The organism is Phycisphaerales bacterium, assembly GCA_016716475.1.
GTDB lineage: Bacteria > Planctomycetota > Phycisphaerae > UBA1845 > Fen-1342 > JADJWG01.
Map to the genome: position 1 here is coordinate 139,448 of JADJWG010000004.1, position 17,753 is coordinate 157,200.

The 17,753-nt window shown below is 65.2% G+C and carries 16 protein-coding genes; 8 read left to right on the forward strand and 8 right to left on the reverse strand.

All coding sequences use genetic code 11. The features are described from left to right. Positions 1-69 precede the first annotated feature (69 nt). Positions 70-1,602 (forward strand): amidohydrolase family protein, encoded by a 1,533-nt coding sequence (locus tag IPM18_14665; GenBank protein ID MBK9120819.1) that lies wholly within the window; start codon positions 70-72, stop codon positions 1,600-1,602. Positions 1,603-1,630: 28 nt separating this feature from the next. On the opposite strand, the gene IPM18_14670 is transcribed toward IPM18_14665, so the two are convergent. The 6 genes from IPM18_14670 to sugE form a co-directional block, all read right to left on the reverse strand. Continuing rightward, positions 1,631-2,335: a hypothetical protein gene (locus IPM18_14670; GenBank protein ID MBK9120820.1), complete on the reverse strand. Its 705-nt coding sequence runs from the start codon at positions 2,333-2,335 to the stop codon at positions 1,631-1,633. Next, positions 2,332-3,183 (reverse strand): hypothetical protein, encoded by an 852-nt coding sequence (locus IPM18_14675; protein MBK9120821.1) that lies wholly within the window; start codon positions 3,181-3,183, stop codon positions 2,332-2,334. Before IPM18_14675 ends, IPM18_14670 begins: the two co-directional genes overlap by 4 nt. A gap of 3 nt (positions 3,184-3,186) precedes the next feature. Further along, on the reverse strand, positions 3,187-4,026 hold the full coding sequence (locus IPM18_14680) for a hypothetical protein (GenBank protein ID MBK9120822.1): 840 nt from the start codon (positions 4,024-4,026) through the stop codon (positions 3,187-3,189). A gap of 55 nt (positions 4,027-4,081) precedes the next feature. Further along, positions 4,082-4,900 (reverse strand): hypothetical protein, encoded by an 819-nt coding sequence (locus IPM18_14685; protein MBK9120823.1) that lies wholly within the window; start codon positions 4,898-4,900, stop codon positions 4,082-4,084. 171 nt (positions 4,901-5,071) lie between these two features. Further along, positions 5,072-6,511 (reverse strand): hypothetical protein, encoded by a 1,440-nt coding sequence (locus IPM18_14690; GenBank protein ID MBK9120824.1) that lies wholly within the window; start codon positions 6,509-6,511, stop codon positions 5,072-5,074. A 259-nt stretch (positions 6,512-6,770) separates the two neighbouring features. Next, positions 6,771-7,085: a quaternary ammonium compound efflux SMR transporter SugE gene (gene sugE, locus IPM18_14695; protein MBK9120825.1), complete on the reverse strand. Its 315-nt coding sequence runs from the start codon at positions 7,083-7,085 to the stop codon at positions 6,771-6,773. A 204-nt stretch (positions 7,086-7,289) separates the two neighbouring features. Between sugE and queF the strand changes: the two genes are divergently transcribed. Then, a complete protein-coding gene (queF, locus tag IPM18_14700) occupies positions 7,290-7,703 on the forward strand; it encodes an NADPH-dependent 7-cyano-7-deazaguanine reductase QueF (GenBank protein ID MBK9120826.1) in 414 nt (137 codons plus the stop codon). Between the two features lie 282 nt (positions 7,704-7,985). Here queF and IPM18_14705 read toward each other — a convergent pair whose 3' ends face one another. Continuing rightward, entirely contained in the window at positions 7,986-8,816 is an 831-nt protein-coding gene (locus IPM18_14705) for a peptidylprolyl isomerase (GenBank protein ID MBK9120827.1), read from the reverse strand. A gap of 113 nt (positions 8,817-8,929) precedes the next feature. Next, complete coding sequence (locus IPM18_14710; GenBank protein MBK9120828.1) at positions 8,930-10,873, reverse strand: S9 family peptidase; 1,944 nt, start codon at positions 10,871-10,873, stop codon at positions 8,930-8,932. Positions 10,874-10,991: 118 nt separating this feature from the next. On the opposite strand from IPM18_14710, the gene IPM18_14715 reads away from it, so the two are divergent. From IPM18_14715 to glpX, 6 genes are all read left to right on the forward strand, one after another. Then, a complete protein-coding gene (locus tag IPM18_14715; GenBank protein ID MBK9120829.1) occupies positions 10,992-11,573 on the forward strand; it encodes a dual specificity protein phosphatase family protein in 582 nt (193 codons plus the stop codon). Positions 11,574-11,694: 121 nt separating this feature from the next. Beyond that, positions 11,695-13,197 (forward strand): leucyl aminopeptidase, encoded by a 1,503-nt coding sequence (locus IPM18_14720; GenBank protein MBK9120830.1) that lies wholly within the window; start codon positions 11,695-11,697, stop codon positions 13,195-13,197. Positions 13,198-13,253: 56 nt separating this feature from the next. Then, a complete protein-coding gene (gpmA, locus tag IPM18_14725; GenBank protein MBK9120831.1) occupies positions 13,254-13,979 on the forward strand; it encodes a 2,3-diphosphoglycerate-dependent phosphoglycerate mutase in 726 nt (241 codons plus the stop codon). A gap of 91 nt (positions 13,980-14,070) precedes the next feature. Continuing rightward, the gene (locus IPM18_14730; protein ID MBK9120832.1) at positions 14,071-14,679 is read left to right on the forward strand and encodes a flavodoxin family protein; all 609 of its coding nucleotides are present in this window, start codon (positions 14,071-14,073) and stop codon (positions 14,677-14,679) included. A gap of 174 nt (positions 14,680-14,853) precedes the next feature. Next, entirely contained in the window at positions 14,854-16,524 is a 1,671-nt protein-coding gene (locus tag IPM18_14735) for a hypothetical protein (GenBank protein MBK9120833.1), read from the forward strand. A gap of 213 nt (positions 16,525-16,737) precedes the next feature. Continuing rightward, positions 16,738-17,745 carry a class II fructose-bisphosphatase gene (gene glpX / locus IPM18_14740; GenBank protein ID MBK9120834.1) on the forward strand — a complete coding sequence of 336 codons (1,008 nt, stop codon included), beginning with the start codon at positions 16,738-16,740 and terminating at the stop codon, positions 17,743-17,745. The last annotated feature ends 8 nt before the right edge of the window (positions 17,746-17,753 follow it).

Below are 17,753 nucleotides of genomic sequence, written 5' to 3' on the forward strand. Positions count from 1 at the left end.
GCCACCGGCCCATGATTGGCTATTGCGAGTGTACCCGTACGGCGCGGGGGCGGCAACATCGGCAGGGACATGGGCTTAGAAGCGATTACAGGACGCGGGGCTGCCCTGTTGCTCTTGGCAGCCGCTTCGCAGACACTCGCCATGTGCCCGGAGAAACTCGTGCCGTTCCTCATTCATGACACGACGCTGCTTACTCCGTTGGGCGACGGCATGGCTGTTCGTCCGCACACAAGTATCAGGATTGCGGAAGGGTTCGTGGTTGAGATCGCACCGGCCGGGGCCTTCCTGGCCAGAATCTCGGCCGGCGAATTCGACGAAGTTGTGTGCGGGCGTCAACACCTCACTATCCCGGGCTTCGTGAATACGCATCATCACCTCTTCCAGGCGCTGACGCGGTGCTTGCCGGCGGCGCAAAACGCTCACCTGTTCCGCTGGCTGTTGGCGCTGTACGAGCGTTGGCGGCACTTGGACGCCTACGCCGTGCGCACGGCCGCCCAAATCAGCATCGCAGAATTGTTGTTACATGGGTGTACCACCACCAGCGATCACTTCTACATGTTCCCCCGGGGGAGCGATGTACGCATCGAAGCGGTGCTCGAGGCGGCGGCCGTGCTGGGGATCCGGCTGCATCTGTGCCGGGGCAGCATGTCGCTGGGCCAGCGGCACGGGGGGTTGCCGCCCGATGATTGCGTGGAGGACGACGACGCCATCCTCGCGGATTGCGTCCGCGTTTTGGATGCATACCACGACCCGCGCCCAGGCGCGCTCCGGCGGATTGACCTGGCGCCGTGCTCACCGTTCAACGTGACTCCCGAGTTACTGCGTGATACGCGGGTACTGGCCCGCGAGCGCGGCGTGCTGCTGCATACCCACCTGGCGGAGACGTTGGAGGAGGAAGCGTTCTGCCTGGAGCGCTTCGGTTGTCGGCCCTTGCAGTACCTGGCAGACTTGGACTGGCTCGGGCCGGATGTGTACCTCGCGCATGGGGTGCATCTCTCTGCGGTGGAGATCGCCCAACTCGCTCGGACACAAACGGGGGTCAGCCACAACCCTGTTTCAAATTTGCGCCTCGGTAGTGGCGTGGCACCCTTGCAAGAGTGGCTTTCGGCAGGCGTACGGGTCGGTCTCGGAGTGGATGGCGCGAGCAGCAACGATGGGGGAAACATCTTGGCGGTGGGTAAGCAGGCGCTGCTGTTGGCCCGGCTGCGCACGGCGCTGGGGCATCGTCCGGGGACCACGGGTGCGGCGGACGGCGCAGCGGCCACGGCGTGGACGGCAGAGGGCGCACCCCTCCTACCGGCGGCGGTGGTGCTGCGGTTGCTGACGGCCGGTGGGGCGGCATGTCTGAATCGGCCGGAATTGGGACACCTGGACATCGGGTCGGCGGCCGATGTGGCGATGTTCCGGCGTGATGATCCAGCGCTGGCGGGGGCCGCGGCACAGGATCCGGTGGCGGCACTGGTGTTGTGTGATGCGCCGCGGGCGGACCGGGTGTTTGTGGCGGGGCGGGAGGTGGTGCGCGCTGGCCGGCTGACGGCGCTGGACGAGCTTGCGCTGGGCGCTGAGTTTGAGCAGCTCGTGGCGGCCCGGTTCGCGCGCTGAGGCGCCTTGCACCGGAGGTGGTGCGTGCTCAGACCGGCTGTTGCAGGATCGTGCGCAGAATCCAATCGTTGGTGAGGAAGAGGAGCCGTTCGATCAGGTAGGCCACACGTGTCAGGACGGTGTTCCCGAACAGCGCGCCGAGACACACCATGATCGCGATGCGACCAAAGCGCATCGTGCGGCCGAGCAGCGGATGATCGGCCTTGACCGAAAAGAGAAAGTAGAACAGTGTCACCAGCAGCAGCAGGACGAGCAGGGTGTGGTTGAGCACCTCGAATACGCCGATGTTATTGTCGCTGTTGTAGTTGCTGAACCACGCCAGTACCGGGCGAATGGTGGCCGAAATCTGCGGCATGATGAGCAGGATCTGGGTTTTGAAGGCCAAACCAGCGGCGACGCCGACGAAGAGCCCGCTGATCAGTGTGCTGACCCAGAAGAGCCGCTTGGAGAGCTGGAAGTACCAGAGCAACCCGGGGAGCAGGGCCAGCGCCCAGAGAACCTGCCAGCGATCGTCGGTCGCGCCTCCACCGAACGCGGCGGCGCCGTCGGCCACTTTGCTCCACCAGCGTGGATGCAGCACCTGGTTCCAGGTAATGACAATGAACATGCCCATGTAGGTGCCGAGGGTGGCCTGCTGGACGAAGCGGTAGGCGGCATTGTCTTTCAAGACATAGCTGAAGACACACAGGGTGACGATGGCGCCGACCCAGACCGTGAAGGTTTCGATGGTCAACGCGCGGCCCTCCGTTCCGCACGCACGGCGTTGGAAACCAGGTTGCCGAGGATGGCGGCGAGGATGACAGCCAACACCCCGAACGAGCCCGCCACGGCCAGCCGGGCCCCCTGGCCCGGAACACCAAGCAGTTGCTCGTACTCCGCGGCGCCGCGGTTTCCGAGCAACAGGCCCTGAAGTTGACCGGTGCGGAAGTTGTTGATGTACTGCGGTGCCATGATCGACATGGCCCCGAAGGCGACTGGAGTGCGGAACTGTTCGCGAACGAAACTGATCCACTCGGGCGCGGGGGCGTAGGTCACGATGTAGACGAGGGCGGCATCCGCGGCCCCGTTGAAGTCCGCCAGCAGGGGGAGCTCGGCGACCGGCGTCCCCTCGGAGTCGGCCGGGAAGGTCTGCCGGAAGTTCTTCATGGCGCCATCGATGACCGCACCGATGCTGCCTTCAATGCCCTGCACGAACCCGGCATTGACCCAGTCGCGACCATACTCATACCCGTACTCGCCGGCGATGGGGCGAATGGTCAAGCGGGCGAACTCGGGACCAAGCGGGGCGATTCCGATCGACGTCACGACGAAACGGATACGCCGCTCGCACAGGTGCCGGACGACGCACTTGAGTTGGGCTTCATTCTCGGCGAGCGAGCCGGCATCCCAGCTTGAATCAATCATTACGATGGCTTCCGGCGGGAGGCCGTCGATGTATTCGAACAGGGCACGGGTGCTGTCTGAGACTGCCAGATTGGGCAAGGGCAACGGCACGAGGATCGGGATGAGAACGACCAGAAACGTCGCCAGGTAGAGCCAGCGCCGATTCATGTCCCGCAGATTGGCGAGCCACTTGTTCACGACTTACTCCGTCCGACGCCCGAGACTCAGCCAGTGCCGCACGCCGACTGCGAACGCGCCGGCACAGACACCAATGGCGACGGCCCGTTGTACGGCGGTGTTCGGGACGTCGAGGATCCAGCGCGCCCAGGAATTGGGCTGGAATGCGGAATGGAAGCCACTGGTCAGCAGATCGGTGAGCGGCGCCAGCCCCACCATCACGATGAGTGCCGTCACCATCATTACGGCCGAATCGATGTTCTGGAAGCGGAATGACCGGAAGGCGGCCGAAACGAGATACAGCGCGAGTAGCGCCATGCTCGCGAGGCCGAAGGACTGCACCACGCCCCGGAACATCAGATCGAAGAACCGCAGCGCGAAGGTGCGCTCTTCCGCAGGTGCGGCGACGACCACTACCGGGATGACCGGATCGGCTTCGACGGCCGCCGTCACATCCTCAGTGGAGTCGAGGGGCGTATCCGCGACGTTCCCCGCGGGTGCGGCGGAAACGGTCAGGGCGGCGCGCTCGGTCCGCACCGCGAGGTGCCGCGCGGCTTCGGAGCGGTCGCGCGCGATCTGTGCCCCGCCGCCAATCACGAGAAAAACGAGAAACACGATGCTGTAATTCCAGCCCTTCGCCTGCCGGGCAATGCTTGCGAAGCTGCTGCGCACCAGGTTCAGCGGTCCCAGCAGGAACGCCATCGCCCCGAGGATGATCGTCAGGTCGGTCGCGAACTGCCGATACGGGGTCAGCGGATTACCCCAGCCGCCGAGCCAGTCCGGAGCCCGTGCCGGCAGCATGAATTCGAACAGGAAGTAGGCACCACCCACGAAGGTGATCAGTGCCACAACGACCTTACGCATACCGATGTCTCCGGTCGGCCGGACCTCGCGGCCCGGAGGGTTCCTGGGGCGCGGTTCACGTCCCGTACTTGAGCAACGGTCGGACCGCGCTCTGGAGCCGATCGACGAGCCCGTCCCAGCCCAGCGCGTGCGCCAGTGGCACACTCAGGCAGAGCAGTACGCCGATTACGATCAGCAACGCCAGCACGCCCTTGACCAGGTCCTGGCTCACCAGGGTTCCGCGGGCCGAGGGATCAGCACTGACGTAGGCACTCGCGGCATAGAACTCTTCGCCAATGATCGTGAAGTCGCACGAGCAGACGAAGAACGGAATCTGGCCGAGGTTGGGATCACCCGCAATCTGCAGCACGCCGCGCTGCGCGCCCGGTTCGGTCATGAGGAGACTCGTGAAATCACAGCGGCCGAAGATGAATGCGCAGCCCGCGTCGTTCTCTTCGATGGTGCGGGCGACGGCCATGGCGTACACGATCGTCTGGTCCGAGAGAAAGCGGACCTGTTCCTCGGCGTTGAAGTCGTCCTCCATGCCCTCGGAGCGGTAGGCGTCGTGGACGATGCTCTGGGCGAGCGGGTACACATCCGGCTTGACGACCATCGTGATCAATTGGGTCTGCATGCGTGCGGCGAGCCGTGCGATGTACCCCAGGATCGACATGGTTGCATGGGTGATGATGTCGCGAATGTCGGATGTTCCCATCGCAAAGACGATCGGCCGGCCCATCTCCGTGGCTCGGCCGACGGCTTCTTCCATCGCGGTGACGCCGGGGATCGGGCGGACGTACGGTAGATGTCCGCAGCGGGCGCGCCAGAGGAAGAAGAGATTCATGGCGATGAAGAAGGTGACGAGGGCAAAGATGAGGAGGTCGGCGTGTTCCATCGTCGGCGTACTCGATGAATTTCGCTCCGAGGCAATGAAAGCGTTCAGGCCGCCGGACTCCGCGACACTCCCCCTGCCCCTCCATGCGCCGGACAGGAGATCGCGGATGCGCGGCCGCATGATACACGCCTACCCCCGCGCTGGGAACGCGGGTGACCGCAGATTCCGCTGCTACCAGTCCTGTCCGCGCGGGGCCCCGCATGCAATACGAGACTGGACTGGTCCGATTGCGATGTCACGGGCGAGCATGAGCCCCAGCGTGCATACGTCCGGCGCGTCGTCGTGCCCCGCGTGGGGGAACTGCAGGAACTGGTCCAGTACCTCGGCGGGAAGCTCCGGCGGTAGTCGAAACGAGCCGTTCGCAATCAGCGGGGCCAGACCCTCGATCCGCCCACGCTTGCGGGTGTGGACGCGCAGCCCGACAACGGGCAGATAGAGCCCGTGCTGCCGGCCATGGTCGACCAGTGCGTGCTGTAGTGCGACCTGATAGGCAACCGTCTCGATGCCGATTTTCGCGGCGTGCCAGCGCTGTTGTGAAGCGACGATAAGCCGCACCTGATCCACAAGAGGTACGCGGTGGAGCGAGAGCGCGCGGGTGTAGATAATGCCAGTCGGTGGATCCACACCGCCGACCCACAGCGCGAAGAAGTCCCCACCACTTGCACCGGTGGCGGGATCGACGGCGATCAGCATAACGAGCCGGTCTGGGTCTGGTGGCTCGGCGTCGTGCGTCCGCAGCCACTCCATGTGGAACACCTGTTCGGCGAGGTCCGCGGGGGCGCCTTGGTACTCCTGCTCGAACGCCAACGCGCCCAGACGGGTGCGCTCTTCGGCGAGCCGTGCGAGTGGCCAGCGTTCCGGCCAGAGGGCGACCGGGGAAGGCGCGGCCTCCTCGACCGAGAGAGTCTCGATGGCGCGGTAGAGTGCGTGGTCCCAGCCGGGGAATCGGTGGGGATCAGCGAGACTGGCCAGCAGCGCATCGTGGTGCAGGAGCGTGCCGAGCACGAGGAGTAGACCGTCGGGGGCGAGTGCCGGCATGACTACGCGGCGGAGCCAATGCTCCAGCTTGCGACGCGCGTCCGCGGTCACGACATGGGCATCCTTCTCGATGTCGTCGCAAATGACGAGATCGGGCCGGTGGGCGCCCACGCGCAAACCGCGAAACGAGGCGCCGGTACTCTTGGCCTGCACGGTCAGGCCGTTCGCGGTGGTGAAGTAGTCATCGGACCACTTGCGCCGGGTCGGCCGGGCACGGTTGCCGGTCTGTGGTGCGGTGGGCGTCAGGTCGCCATAGTGGGCGTGCAGGTCCGCATTGGATTCGAACTCATGCCGCAAATCGCGGACGAACTGTGTGGCGAGCGCGCGTTCGTGCGTGACGATCACAATGTTGCGGCGCCGCTGCGTGCAGAGACACCAGAGCGGAAACGCGAAGGCGGCGCAGGTGCTTTTGGCATGTCCGCGGGGAGCGACGCGCGCGATGTACCGGCCGGGCGGATCGGCGAGCGTGCGCAGCAGATCGGCGTGCAATGGACAAGGCGGCGCAGTGAAATGGTGCGGCAGGAAACGCAGTGCCCACAGCAGCGGCTCCGGGGAGGGGCCGTGGTGTCGCATAGGGATCGGGTGGCCAGGGCGGCAGTTCGGCCGGGGTGAAATCGGGTAGCGCCGGTAGGGCTGGACAGCACGGGGTCTTGCGCTTGGGCATGGGTGGCGGGCATCCGGAAGGGCGCGGTCGCCGGCCCCGGGCACACTCACCGGGTACAACGGCGATCACCGGGGAGAGGGTAACCGCGCCCGCGCGCAATGGGCGCTGCCGCGGTCGAAAGTTGCCCTCGCGCGGCCCAGGACGCCGGGACGCGGTTTTTACCCCCATTCAGACCGATAGCCGCAGCCCCACGATTCCGGCGACAATCAACCCGATACACACCAGTCGCTGCGCAGTGGCCGGTTCTCCGAACAGTGCAATCGCCAGGAGCGCCGTGCCGGCCGCACCGATCCCCGTCCAGATGGCGTAGGCCGTACCGACCGGGATCGTCCGGGCCGCGGTCGCCAGCAGGACAATACTCACGATGAGCCCCGCGACCGTGGCCACACTCGGCCACCAGCGGGTGAAACCCTGTGAGTATTTCAGCCCGACGGCCCAACCGACTTCGAACAGTCCGGCCACGATCAGGTACACCCACGCCATGCCACACCTCCAACCCGTGCCGGCTTAGTCTTTCTGACAGATGCCACGCGGGCGATCATAGCCCGGCCCGCACGGGGTAAGAGGTCCTACGTTGCGACGCGCCCCGGCTCCGGCGTGCCCCCGACTCCCGCCGCCCATACACTTTCCTGCTGGCGGCTTCGATCGCTGTGGCCGTCCGCCCGGTCTGATTTGCGAGGTCATGCTATGACGTCCTCTCGTCCACCCAAACGCCGTAACGCCGTACGCTTGGCCACCCTTCCTGCCACGCTGCTCGAGACGTTCCCGAACCCGGCCCCACAGCGGTGCTACGTCATCACACACGTGCAGCCGGAGTTCACGAGTCTCTGCCCGAAGACGGGGCAGCCGGACTTTGGCACGGTGACGATTGAATACGTGGCCGACCGGTTGTGCGTCGAGTTGAAGAGTCTGAAGTTCTACCTGCAGACCTTCCGCAACGAGGGGATTTTCTACGAGGCGGTGACGAACCGGATTCTCGATGAACTTGTAGCGCTGCTGCGGCCGCGGCGGATGAAGGTGACGACGGGGTGGACGCCGCGCGGCGGGATGCACTCGACGATCGTGGCGGAGCATCCCGGCGGGCGGAAAGGGACCCGGTAACGCGTCTCCCCGGTGCGCGCCGGAATGCGATCGGCGACTCCGGGTGGACGTTGGGGGCGCGCGAGTTGTCACGGCGGACAGCTTGGTCAACGGGGCAGCGTCGACTCCTGCACGATACCCTCGCGCAGCAGGTGCTCGAACTTGCGCTTCAACTCGCGGTCCAGGATGCGGATCTCGGCTTTGCGGAACAGCTCCGTGATCCGGCGGTTCATTTCCTGCGGCACGCCGCGGGCGCGTAGGGTGGCCTCGACTTCGGCGCGGACCTCTTCGAACCTGGCCTCGTCAGGGGGGAAGGCGTTGTTCCACCCGCAGAATCTGCCACCACATTCCGATCTTGATCGGTTTGCTCACTTGCCCGGGCTGCAAAGCGAACGCGGCTTCACGCAGGGCCGGGGCATACTGGCTGTCGCTGAAACTGAAGGGCGGGAGCAAGCCGCCGTTCGGCGCGGTGTCGGTATTCTGGCTGACGCGGCGAGCGACTTCGGCGAAGTCCGTGCCGTCGTCGAGCAGGTTGAGCGCTTCCTGCAGCGCGGCGATGTTGCGGGCGTCGATCTGGATGTGGCGACACTCAATCTTCTCGCCGTACAACCGCGAAAACTCCTCACGCAGGGTGCCCTCGGTGATCTCGAAATCGCGCTCGACGATCTTGCGAAGATGGGCGTTTCGTTCCATCCCGAGCATGAACTCCGCCAGCGTGATGCCCTTCTGCTGAAGCAGCATTTCGAGTGCCTGGCGCCGCTCGACATCGGTCAGAATATTGCCGGTGGCGTCGACATCCGGGGCGATATTCTGCATGGCACGCTCGAACTCGCGCTGCACGTCCGCCGCCGTGACCTCCAATCGCAGGCGGCGCGACTCCGACTTCGCCAGTTCGAGCACAATGAGTTGCTGCAGAATCGGCAGTCCGTGCGCGTCGAGCAGCATCTCCACAACACGCTGCTTGGTGATCGGGCGGCCGTTGACCACGGCGATGGCGTCGCCGTCCTGGGCGGGCGCTGGGGGTACGAGCATGAAGAGGGTAAGTACCAGGGCACAACCGGCGATGGTCGTGGCGCGCGTCCTGTGGTGCCGGAGAGCAGAGGGCCTTCCGCCGATCGACGGGTGCATACGCATGGCAAGGATCCTCCTGTAGCGTTCACTCCGGATTGTAAACGTGGGCGCAGCTCCCGGTCACCCGGCCCCCAAGCTCGGAGGCGGTGCGTGACGACGCCGCTGCCACTGTCCCCTCAGTGGCTCGCCAGTGCCGCCGCCAGCCCGGGAATCTGGTCTGCGCCGGCCGGCACTTCGAGTGAAGCCCCGCGGAAATCGGTACCGAACGGCTCACAGCGGCCGCCGAGGTGCGCGGCCAGAAACGCCTCCGCAATGGCACTGAAGGAAAGACTGTTGGACGGACGGGCGAAGCCGTGGCCCTCATCGGGGTACAGGACGTAGGTCACTGGAATGCTGCGACTTTGCAGGGCGGTAACGAGCTGATCGGACTCGGCTTGCTTCACGCGGGGATCGTTCGCGCCCTGCCCGATCAGCAGCGGTCGGCGCATCCGTTCCGCGTAAGTGAGCGGTGAGCGCTCGGTGAGGAAGCGTCGGCCGTCCTCGGTACGGTGGTCACCGACACGGGTGGTGAATACCTCGATCATGGGAGCCCAGTACGGGGGGATCGATTCGAGCAGCGTGATGAGACTCGACGGGCCGACGAGGTCGACCCCGCAGCAGAAAATCTCGGGCGACTGGGTGAGGGCCCAGAGCGTGGCATAGCCGCCGTAGCTGCCGCCGAAGATCGCCACGCGGTCGGGGTCGGCGATGCCCTGGGCCACGGCCCAGGTCACAGCGTCGAGCAGATCGGTGTGCATGCGGCCGCCCCACTCGCGGTTGGCGGCATTGAGAAAATCCTTGCCGAAACCGGTGGAGCCACGGAAGTTGACGCTGAGCACAGCGTAGCCCCGATTGGCGAGCCATTGGTGCTCGGGCACGAAACCCCACGTGTCGCGGTGCCACGGTCCGCCGTGGACGAGTAGTACAAGTGGCAGCGGGCAGGTGGGCCGTGGGCCGTGGGTGTCGCGTGGCAGTGTGAGGTAGCTGACGAGGGGCAGGCCGTCGCGCGCGGGGATGGTGAGGGCTTGCAGCTCCGCGAGCGGGGCGGCGCGCAGATCGTCGCGGCTGTCGAACAGGTGGCGCGCCGCGCGGGTGTCACGGTTGTACAGGTAGTAGGCGCGCGGGCCGTTGTCGACATCGTAAGCGACGATCCAGCGGCGGTCGTCGAGTGTGCGTGCGACGATCGCGAAGTCACCGCGGGCGAGCGTGCGGAGCAGGATGAAATCGGGCTCGACAACAGGGTCGAAGACGATCCACTCCTTCCGCTCGGTAGTGACGGCGACGGCCTGCAGCGTGCGTGTGACGGGTGCCAGCTCAACCTCGGACAGGTCGGCGCGCGGACTCTGGGCAAGCTGCGTGCGTTCTCCGGTCGCCAGTTCGACGAGGTACAGGGCGGACGTATTCCGATCACGGCTGTCGAGCAGATAGACGTGCGTGCCGGTCTCGTTGCAGCCGGCCGGACCGGTAGTGAGCGTGTCAGCGGCCGGGATCTCTGCGAAAAGGTCCCAATCATCCCCGGCAGGTCGCAGGAGCTGGAGCTCGCCCGCAGGGGTCATGACCTGGGCGAGGCGCAGCTCGAAATGCTGAGTTTCGAAGCCGATGAAACCCGGATTTTCGACGACCAGCGTACGGTCACCGTTGCGCAGGTTGATGCGATAGAGATCGTGCAGCGCGGGTTGACGATGATTGATGGCGACGAGGATTTCGTCGGGGTGGCGGTGACTCAACTCCTGGAGGCGGGCCTGTACGCCGTCGAAGGGCGTCAGGTCGCGGGTTTTTCCCGTATCGAGGTCCACGCAGTGAATTCGCCAGTTCTCGTCACCGTTTTGGTCCTGGAGGTAGAGTACGTGGCGGTTGGTATACGCCCAGTAGTACTCGTGAATCCCGCGGCCTTTGTCATTCGTGAGCGGTTGTGCCTTTGTAATGTCGTCAACGGGCGCGATCCAGACGTTCAAAACGCCATCGCGGGGGGCGAGGAAACTCACATGGAGGCCATCCGGGCTGATGCGAGCGCTGGTACGGTCTGGGTTGCCGAACAGTACCTGGCGCGGGATGAGGGGGGTGGTCCAAGCGGGGTCCATGTGATCTCCGGGGGGGCTGAAGCGGCCCGGCTGGTATACGAGCGTTCATGTACCGAATCGAAGGCGTCCGCGGCAAAACACATAGCCCGAACGGCTGGAAACTGGCATAATAGCCGGAATGAGCCCGTGGGTCCGCCTGTTCATGCGCCTGCAATTCCATCCGGCGCGGATCTTCAACCGCGTGATGTACCGGACTGGGCGGTGGCGGCTCTGGGACTGGGTGGACGAGCAAGTGCTTTTGGGGGGGGCGCCTACGAGAGCCGATCTGGCGCTGCTGCCGGAGATGGGTGTGCGGGGCATCGTGAACATGTGTGAAGAGTTTCACGGCCACCAGGTGGTGTTGCACCGGCTGGGATTGCAGCAGTTGCACCTGCCGACCGTGGATTTCCACCCCCCCTCGCTGGAAGCGATGCAGCGCGGACTGGAGTTCATCCGGCAATTCGTACAGGCGGGCAGCGGTGTGTACGTCCACTGCAAAGCCGGGCAGGGCCGCAGCGCCACGCTCGTCGTGGGCTACCTGATGGCGGCCTATGGGCTGACACCGCGTGCGGCCTACGCCCGCGTGCGTGAAGTACGGCCCCACGTCACGCGGCGGCTGGACGAGCGCGAAGTGGTGCAGGAACTCCATCTGCTGCTTGCGGAGGGTCGGTTGGGGGACTGGCAGCGGCCACGGGGCAGCACGCTCGCTGTCGCCGGATAAGATCGCGCGGGGCGGACTATCGGGGGCGTTTCCGGCCGGGTACAACACCGGATTCCACCACCAGCCGGGTTGCGCCATGTGCGGCGCTGCCGGCGGCGACCAGCAGCGAGGTGCAGGTGCGATGGCCGTTCCTACGTTCACCGTCAGCGGTACCTATCGACCCGTGCGGGGCGACTTCATCCTGTTGCCTTACCGCGACAGCAAGGATGCTCTTTTTGATGCCGGCGTATTGCCGGAGCCCTTGCGTACAGCAGTGCGCCCGGCGAGCAAAGCCGGTGGCACGCAGACGGTATTTCGCGGGGTAGTCGGCCAGGTGGACGTGCTGGCGCGGAGCGTGCGGCTCGACGGCGTGCATGTGCCCGCGGTGGAACAATGGCAACGGGCGGTGGCGAAGGCGGTGGCTGACGCAGAACCGGAGGGCGCGGCGCGGGTCGTGGCGCTGCTGGACTGCGTGGAACCGGAGTGGGTCTGCGCGGCTCAGGAAGGGGCGTTGCTCGGCGGATATGCGTTTGATCGGTACCTGAAAGAGAAGGCGAACCCCACCCCGGTGCTGGTGGTCGTGGCCGCTGGCTCTGAGGCAGCGGCCAAACGGGCGCTGGGGAACTCAGCGATCATCTGTCGGTATGTGAATCAGGCGCGTGATGTTCTGAATGAACCGCCGAACGTGATCAATCCGGTGACGCTGGCACGGGAGTTTGCACGTGTCGGGGCGGCCGCCGGGCTGCGCGTAAGTGTCTGGGATGACAAGCGGCTGGCGCGGGAGCGGTGCGGAGCGCTGCTGGCCGTCGGGCAGGGTGCGGTGGCAAAGCCGCGGCTGGTCATCGGAGACTATCAACCGCGGGCAGCGCGTGGTCATCTGTGTCTGGTGGGCAAGGGTATTACGTATGACACGGGGGGTTACGGGCTCAAGCCGGCAGATGCGCAGGTTGGGATGAAGTACGACATGGGTGGGGCGGCGGCGGTCTTCGCGGCGGCGTGCGCGATTGCGGAATTGAAATTGCCCCTGCGGGTGACGGTGCTGACGCCGCTGGCGGAGAACGCGGTTTCCGGGGAGGCCTACCTGACGACGTCGATCCTGACGACACGTTCGGGACGCACAGTGGAAGTGCACCACACCGATGCGGAGGGACGCCTGATCCTGGCGGATGCGCTGGCACTGGCAGTCGAGCGCCGGCCGGACTGGATCGTGGATGCGGCGACGTTGACCGGGGCCTGCATGGTGGCGCTGGGCGAAGACATCGCGGGGGTGTACGGAAACGAGCCGCGTTTCACGCAACAGTTGATCGCCGCGGGGCGCGCCGTGGGCGAGTTGTATTGGGAGTTGCCGCTGCACGCGCCCTACGAGGAACACTTGAAGGCGACGGTAGCCGATGGGAAGAACATCGGCGTCCGCTGGGGGGGGTCGATCACCGCGGCACTGTTTTTGCAGCAGTGGATCACGGAGGGGCAGCGCTGGATTCACTGTGACATCGCGGGTCCGGGCTGCAAGGAGGAACCGCTCGGACACCTCGGCAAGGGTGCGAAGGGTTTCGGCGTCAAGACGTTCGTACAGTTGGCGAGCGCACTCGCCGGCGCGGGCGCGTCGCCGGCCGTGGCCGGCCCGCGGCCAAGGCGTCGGAAGTAACACGGGAGTGCTCGGAGCCGCGGAGCAAACGGCCAGTGTGGAACAGAGCCGGTCCCATGAAGCGCATTGTTCTTTTACAGCACGGCGAGTCGGTCTGGTGGCGTGAGCATCGCTTTGTCGGCTGGACGGATGTGGACCTCACGGAAGCGGGGCACAGTGCGGCGGCGGCGGCGGGTGCGCGCCTGCGGGCGGGCGGCTACGAGTTCGATGCGGCCTACACTTCGTTGCTCAAGCGTTCGATCCGTTCGCTCTGGATCGTGCTGGATGCACTGGACCAGATGTGGGTGCCGGTCCACCGGAACTGGCGCCTCAACGAACAGCATTATGGCGCGCTGCAGGGCCGCACGGATGACGACGTGGCGGCCGAGTTCGGGGCCGAAAGCGTGGCGTTGTGGCGGCACGGTTACGATGCTCGCCCGCCGGCGCTGAGTACCGGGGATCCGCGCTGGCCGGGTCATGATCGGCGCTATCGGTCCATCTGGCGGAAGGAACTACCGCTGACGGAGTCGCTGCAGGACACGGTGGCGCGGGTGGTGCCGTACTGGGAGCACGTCGTGGCGCCCGAGGTATCGAGCGGGCGGCGAGTGCTGCTGGTTGCACACGGCAACAGCATCCGCGCGTTGATCATGTACCTGGATCGACTCTCGCCGGAACAGGTGTTACGGGTGCGCATCCCGGTCGGAGTTCCGATCGCGTACGAGCTGGGAGCGAGTCTCGCAGGAGAGCGACGCTGCCTCGTCGGCGGGGACGGGCGTGAAGAACCGTGGGATCCGCTGACATGAACGCTGTGCCTGAAGGGCTTCGCCTACAATCTGCGGAACGGCCGGTCGCAGGAGGGCACTGCGGCGGTGATTATCTGCTCGGAGAATGCACATGGCGCGCGTTGCGGTGGTCTATCATTCGCAGTGGGGGCATACCAAGGTTATCGCCGAAGCCGTGGTACGCGGTGCGGCCAGTGTGCCCGGGACGGTAGCGGAGTTGTTCCCGGTGGAAGCGTTCGGCCCACCGGATGCCCAGAAGCAGTACCGTGGAACCTGGGATTCGCTGGCGCAAGCGGATGCGATCGTATGGGGTGCGCCCACTTACATGGGCTCGGTCAGTGCCGCCTTCAAGCAGTTCATGGAGCACACCTCGGCACTCTGGTTGCGGCAGGAGTGGAAGGACAAGCTCGCGGCCGGCTTCACCAACTCCGGCAGTCAGCATGGAGACAAGCTGAACACGCTCTGGGACTTGGCGCACTTCGCATTCCAGCATGGCATGGTCTGGATCGGGCTTGACCTGCCGGGAGGGAATAACAGCTCGAAGGGGTCGCCGAACGATCTCAATCGAATTGGTGCGTGGCTGGGCGCGATGTCACAGTCCAATGTCGACCAGCAGGCAGACACGGCCCCGCCGGAGAGCGATCAGAAGACGGCGGAGCACCTCGGGCGGCGCGTAGCCGGGGCAGCGCTGCGTTGGCGGGCGGGAAAAGCGGCGCAATGAAATGCGTACTACGGGAACTAGGGAGGAGCGTTCTGGCGTGGCCGGCACCAGGCAAGCAGCCGGCCGATTCCCTCTTTTCCAGGGTGGGAGAGATTAGGAGAGGGAAGATTTTCGCGGATTCTCGACCCTCACCCATCCCACCCCTGCAAGAGAGGGGGGTGCGGGATTCGCTCCATGAATGAGCCGGCGCACGGTCACCCCGTGATACCGCGGGTGGTCGTATGGTTCCTTCTACTCGCATTCGCGTACCAGCTCGGGTGGTGCTGGTTGGCCCCCGTCCCTTGGATCGTGGGCAGCGTGACGAACGACGACACGTTCCTGTACCTGCAGTATGCGCGGAAAACGATTGAGCACGGCTTCCCAACTTTCGACGGGCTGAACCCAACCAACGGAGTGCAACCGTTGTGGGGTGCTGCGCTCGTGGCGCTGGCTGCGGTGACTACGGAGCGCGAATTGCTGCTGCGGATGGCGCTGACGGCGTGTGCCGGGCTGAATCTCGCAGCGGGCTTCGTCTTGTTGCGGATGGCGCGGGAACTGGGGAGCCGGGTTGCGGTCACCGTCGTGGGTGTGGCGTGGGGGTGCTATCTGCTCGGCTTGGTGCCGGCGTTGCTGGGCATGGAGAACAGTCTGCACGGATTAGCAGCGGCGCTTGTGCTGCTTGGTTTTGTACGGTTGTGGTGGGGGAGCGGCGTACCGCGCACGGTGGAACTGCTGCTGTGCGGCGGGGCCTTGGCGTTCAACACGCTCACGCGGCTGGACTCTACGGTGATCGGCGTCGTGCTGGGCCTGTTGCTGTGGTGGCGCTGTATGCGGCGCGGTGCGGGTGTGGTGCGGCCGTTGCTGGGACTCGCCGGTCCGACGGTGCTGGCAGGCGGACTCTATTTTGTGGGCAATCTGTACTACTTTGGAGCCGGGTTGCCGGTTTCAGGCCTGATGAAGGCCCATTACGCCAGCACCTACCTGGGGCCGGATCCCGGCTGGCTGTGGCCGGTGTTTGTGGCCGGGGTGATGCTGAAAACGTTCAGTGAAGCCCCGGTTTGGTTACTGGCCCGCTTTGTACCGGAGGCCCTGGAGTCGGTTCTGCTGGGCGTGGCGTTGTCCATTTTTTTGCTGCCGATGCTGATTCACCTCGTGATGCCGCGACTTGTGGCGTGGCCGCCGAAGGGTTGCCGGGTGACAGGGCTGGGGCTGGTACTCTCCGTGGGAACCTTGGCGCACATGCTGGTGCTGGCGACGAACCTGCTGCACTTTTCGGTCGACTCCTGGTATCACACGTACCTGCTGCTGGTGTGGATGGTGTGGCTGGCGTGGGGGGTGGAGCGCTGGCTGCGGTCGCCCGTCCTCACACGCCGCGCGCGGCAGGGGCTCGCAGTGGCGCTCGGGCTCTTCCTCGCTTCCATGCAGACGGTCTCCATTGTGCGGCAGTTGCGGGCGTCCGAAGTCCGCGATCTGCACACCACGCGCTATGAGCTGGCTTCCTGGCTGCGGGTGAATTTGCCACCCGATGTGCGGCTGGGGGCCTGGAACGCCGGCTTGCTGGCGTATTTCAGCGACCAGACGGTCATCAATCTCGACGGATTGATGAACTCGGTCGAGTTCGCCCGATTCGTACAGCAGGGAGATTCTCCACGTGACATCGTGGAAAGACTCGGTCTCGATGTCATCGTCGACTACAATGACGCCGACAGCACCATGCCACGCAAGTTTCACTGGGATTCGGCCGCCACCTTTCGCGGACTGTGGTCATGGGATGAACTCGTCATCCTGCATCATGAAGCGACGGATGACGAGCGGGAGTTCTTCGTACTGGGCGTGCCCGGCGGGCGGTTCGCGGCGCAGCATTGACGGTAATGGCGAACCCGAACTGGGCAAGGTCCCTTCTGGAATCCGGCCACACGGTTCGTTACTGTAACGGGGTGTTCATGTCTTGACCGTTGCTCGTGTGGCCGTGCGGGCCGGGTGTCCTGCAGGGTTGCGGTACTCGGAGGTGCTGCGGTGTCGAATTCCCCGCATTCGGAGTCGGTACTTACCCATGCGGAAGCGCACGATGAGAAGTTGATGGGCATGGAGGTGCTGCGCGCCTGTGAAGCAGCGGCCCTCAATGTGTTCCGCTGGGTCGGCAAGGGCGACAAAATCGCAGCCGACTCTGCGGCCACCGACGCGATTCGCGGCATGCTGAACCTGATGGACATGTGCGGCACGTGTACGATCGGAGAGGGGATCAAGGACGATGCCCCCGGGATCTTTGTGGGCGAGAAGCTGGGTACCTGGAAAGAGGGTGCGCCCAACGTCAGCATCGCGCTCGATCCGATTGATGGCACTACGCTGACGGCCAAGGGTTTGCCGGGAGCACTGACGGTCATTGCGGCGGCGACCGGAAGTGCGCCGGAAGATCACATGCTGGCGGCCATTCCCAGTTACTACGTCGAGAAGATCGCCGTGGGACCGAAAGTCCGAGAGAGCACCGGCCATGTACGGCTGACTTCCTCGGTGGATCACAACCTGGAGATCGTGGCGTTGTCGATCGGCAAACGTGTACGTGACCTCGTTGTGTGTATTCTCGATCGACCGCGGCATCAGAAGCTGATCGACCAGGTGCGACGGACCGGTGCGGCCATTCGCCTGATCGGAGACGGAGACGTTGCAGCGGCGATCGCTCCCAGCATTCCGGGCAGCGGCGTGGACATCTACATGGGGATCGGCGGCTCGCCGGAAGCGGTTCTGGCGGCGGCGGCGATCCGTGCCCTGGGGGGTGACATTCTCTGTCGCGTGTGGCCGCGGGATGATGCCGAGCGGAAGCAGCTCGAGCAGGATGGACACGGCGAGCTACTGGGGCGTGAATACTCCTGTGCGGACATGGTGCGCGGGGACGATGTGGTATTCGTGGCGACTGGTATCACCGACAGCGCGCTGCTGCGTGGCGTCGTGGTCGATGGTCATACGGCCGTAACGTACTCCGTGGTGATGCGCGCCCGCTCACGCACCGTGCGCTATGTGAAGGCGTTTCACGACCTGACGCGGAAGACGATTCGACTGGCGAGCGGCTCGGGTCACACCCGGTTGTAGCGTTGGCC

Bases quoted from the DNA above. Each gene is read 5' to 3' on its own strand.
- IPM18_14665 (MBK9120819.1), top strand. From the start codon at position 70: ATGGGCTTAGAAGCGATTACAGGACGCGGGGCTGCCCTGTTGCTCTTG.
- IPM18_14680 (MBK9120822.1), bottom strand. From the start codon at position 4,026: ATGCGTAAGGTCGTTGTGGCACTGATCACCTTCGTGGGTGGTGCCTAC.
- IPM18_14685 (MBK9120823.1), bottom strand. From the start codon at position 4,900: ATGGAACACGCCGACCTCCTCATCTTTGCCCTCGTCACCTTCTTCATC.
- IPM18_14690 (MBK9120824.1), bottom strand. From the start codon at position 6,511: ATGCGACACCACGGCCCCTCCCCGGAGCCGCTGCTGTGGGCACTGCGT.
- sugE (MBK9120825.1), bottom strand. From the start codon at position 7,085: ATGGCGTGGGTGTACCTGATCGTGGCCGGACTGTTCGAAGTCGGTTGG.
- queF (MBK9120826.1), top strand. From the start codon at position 7,290: ATGACGTCCTCTCGTCCACCCAAACGCCGTAACGCCGTACGCTTGGCC.
- IPM18_14705 (MBK9120827.1), bottom strand. From the start codon at position 8,816: ATGCGTATGCACCCGTCGATCGGCGGAAGGCCCTCTGCTCTCCGGCAC.
- IPM18_14710 (MBK9120828.1), bottom strand. From the start codon at position 10,873: ATGGACCCCGCTTGGACCACCCCCCTCATCCCGCGCCAGGTACTGTTC.
- IPM18_14715 (MBK9120829.1), top strand. From the start codon at position 10,992: ATGAGCCCGTGGGTCCGCCTGTTCATGCGCCTGCAATTCCATCCGGCG.
- IPM18_14720 (MBK9120830.1), top strand. From the start codon at position 11,695: ATGGCCGTTCCTACGTTCACCGTCAGCGGTACCTATCGACCCGTGCGG.
- gpmA (MBK9120831.1), top strand. From the start codon at position 13,254: ATGAAGCGCATTGTTCTTTTACAGCACGGCGAGTCGGTCTGGTGGCGT.
- IPM18_14730 (MBK9120832.1), top strand. From the start codon at position 14,071: ATGGCGCGCGTTGCGGTGGTCTATCATTCGCAGTGGGGGCATACCAAG.
- IPM18_14735 (MBK9120833.1), top strand. From the start codon at position 14,854: ATGAATGAGCCGGCGCACGGTCACCCCGTGATACCGCGGGTGGTCGTA.
- glpX (MBK9120834.1), top strand. From the start codon at position 16,738: ATGGGCATGGAGGTGCTGCGCGCCTGTGAAGCAGCGGCCCTCAATGTG.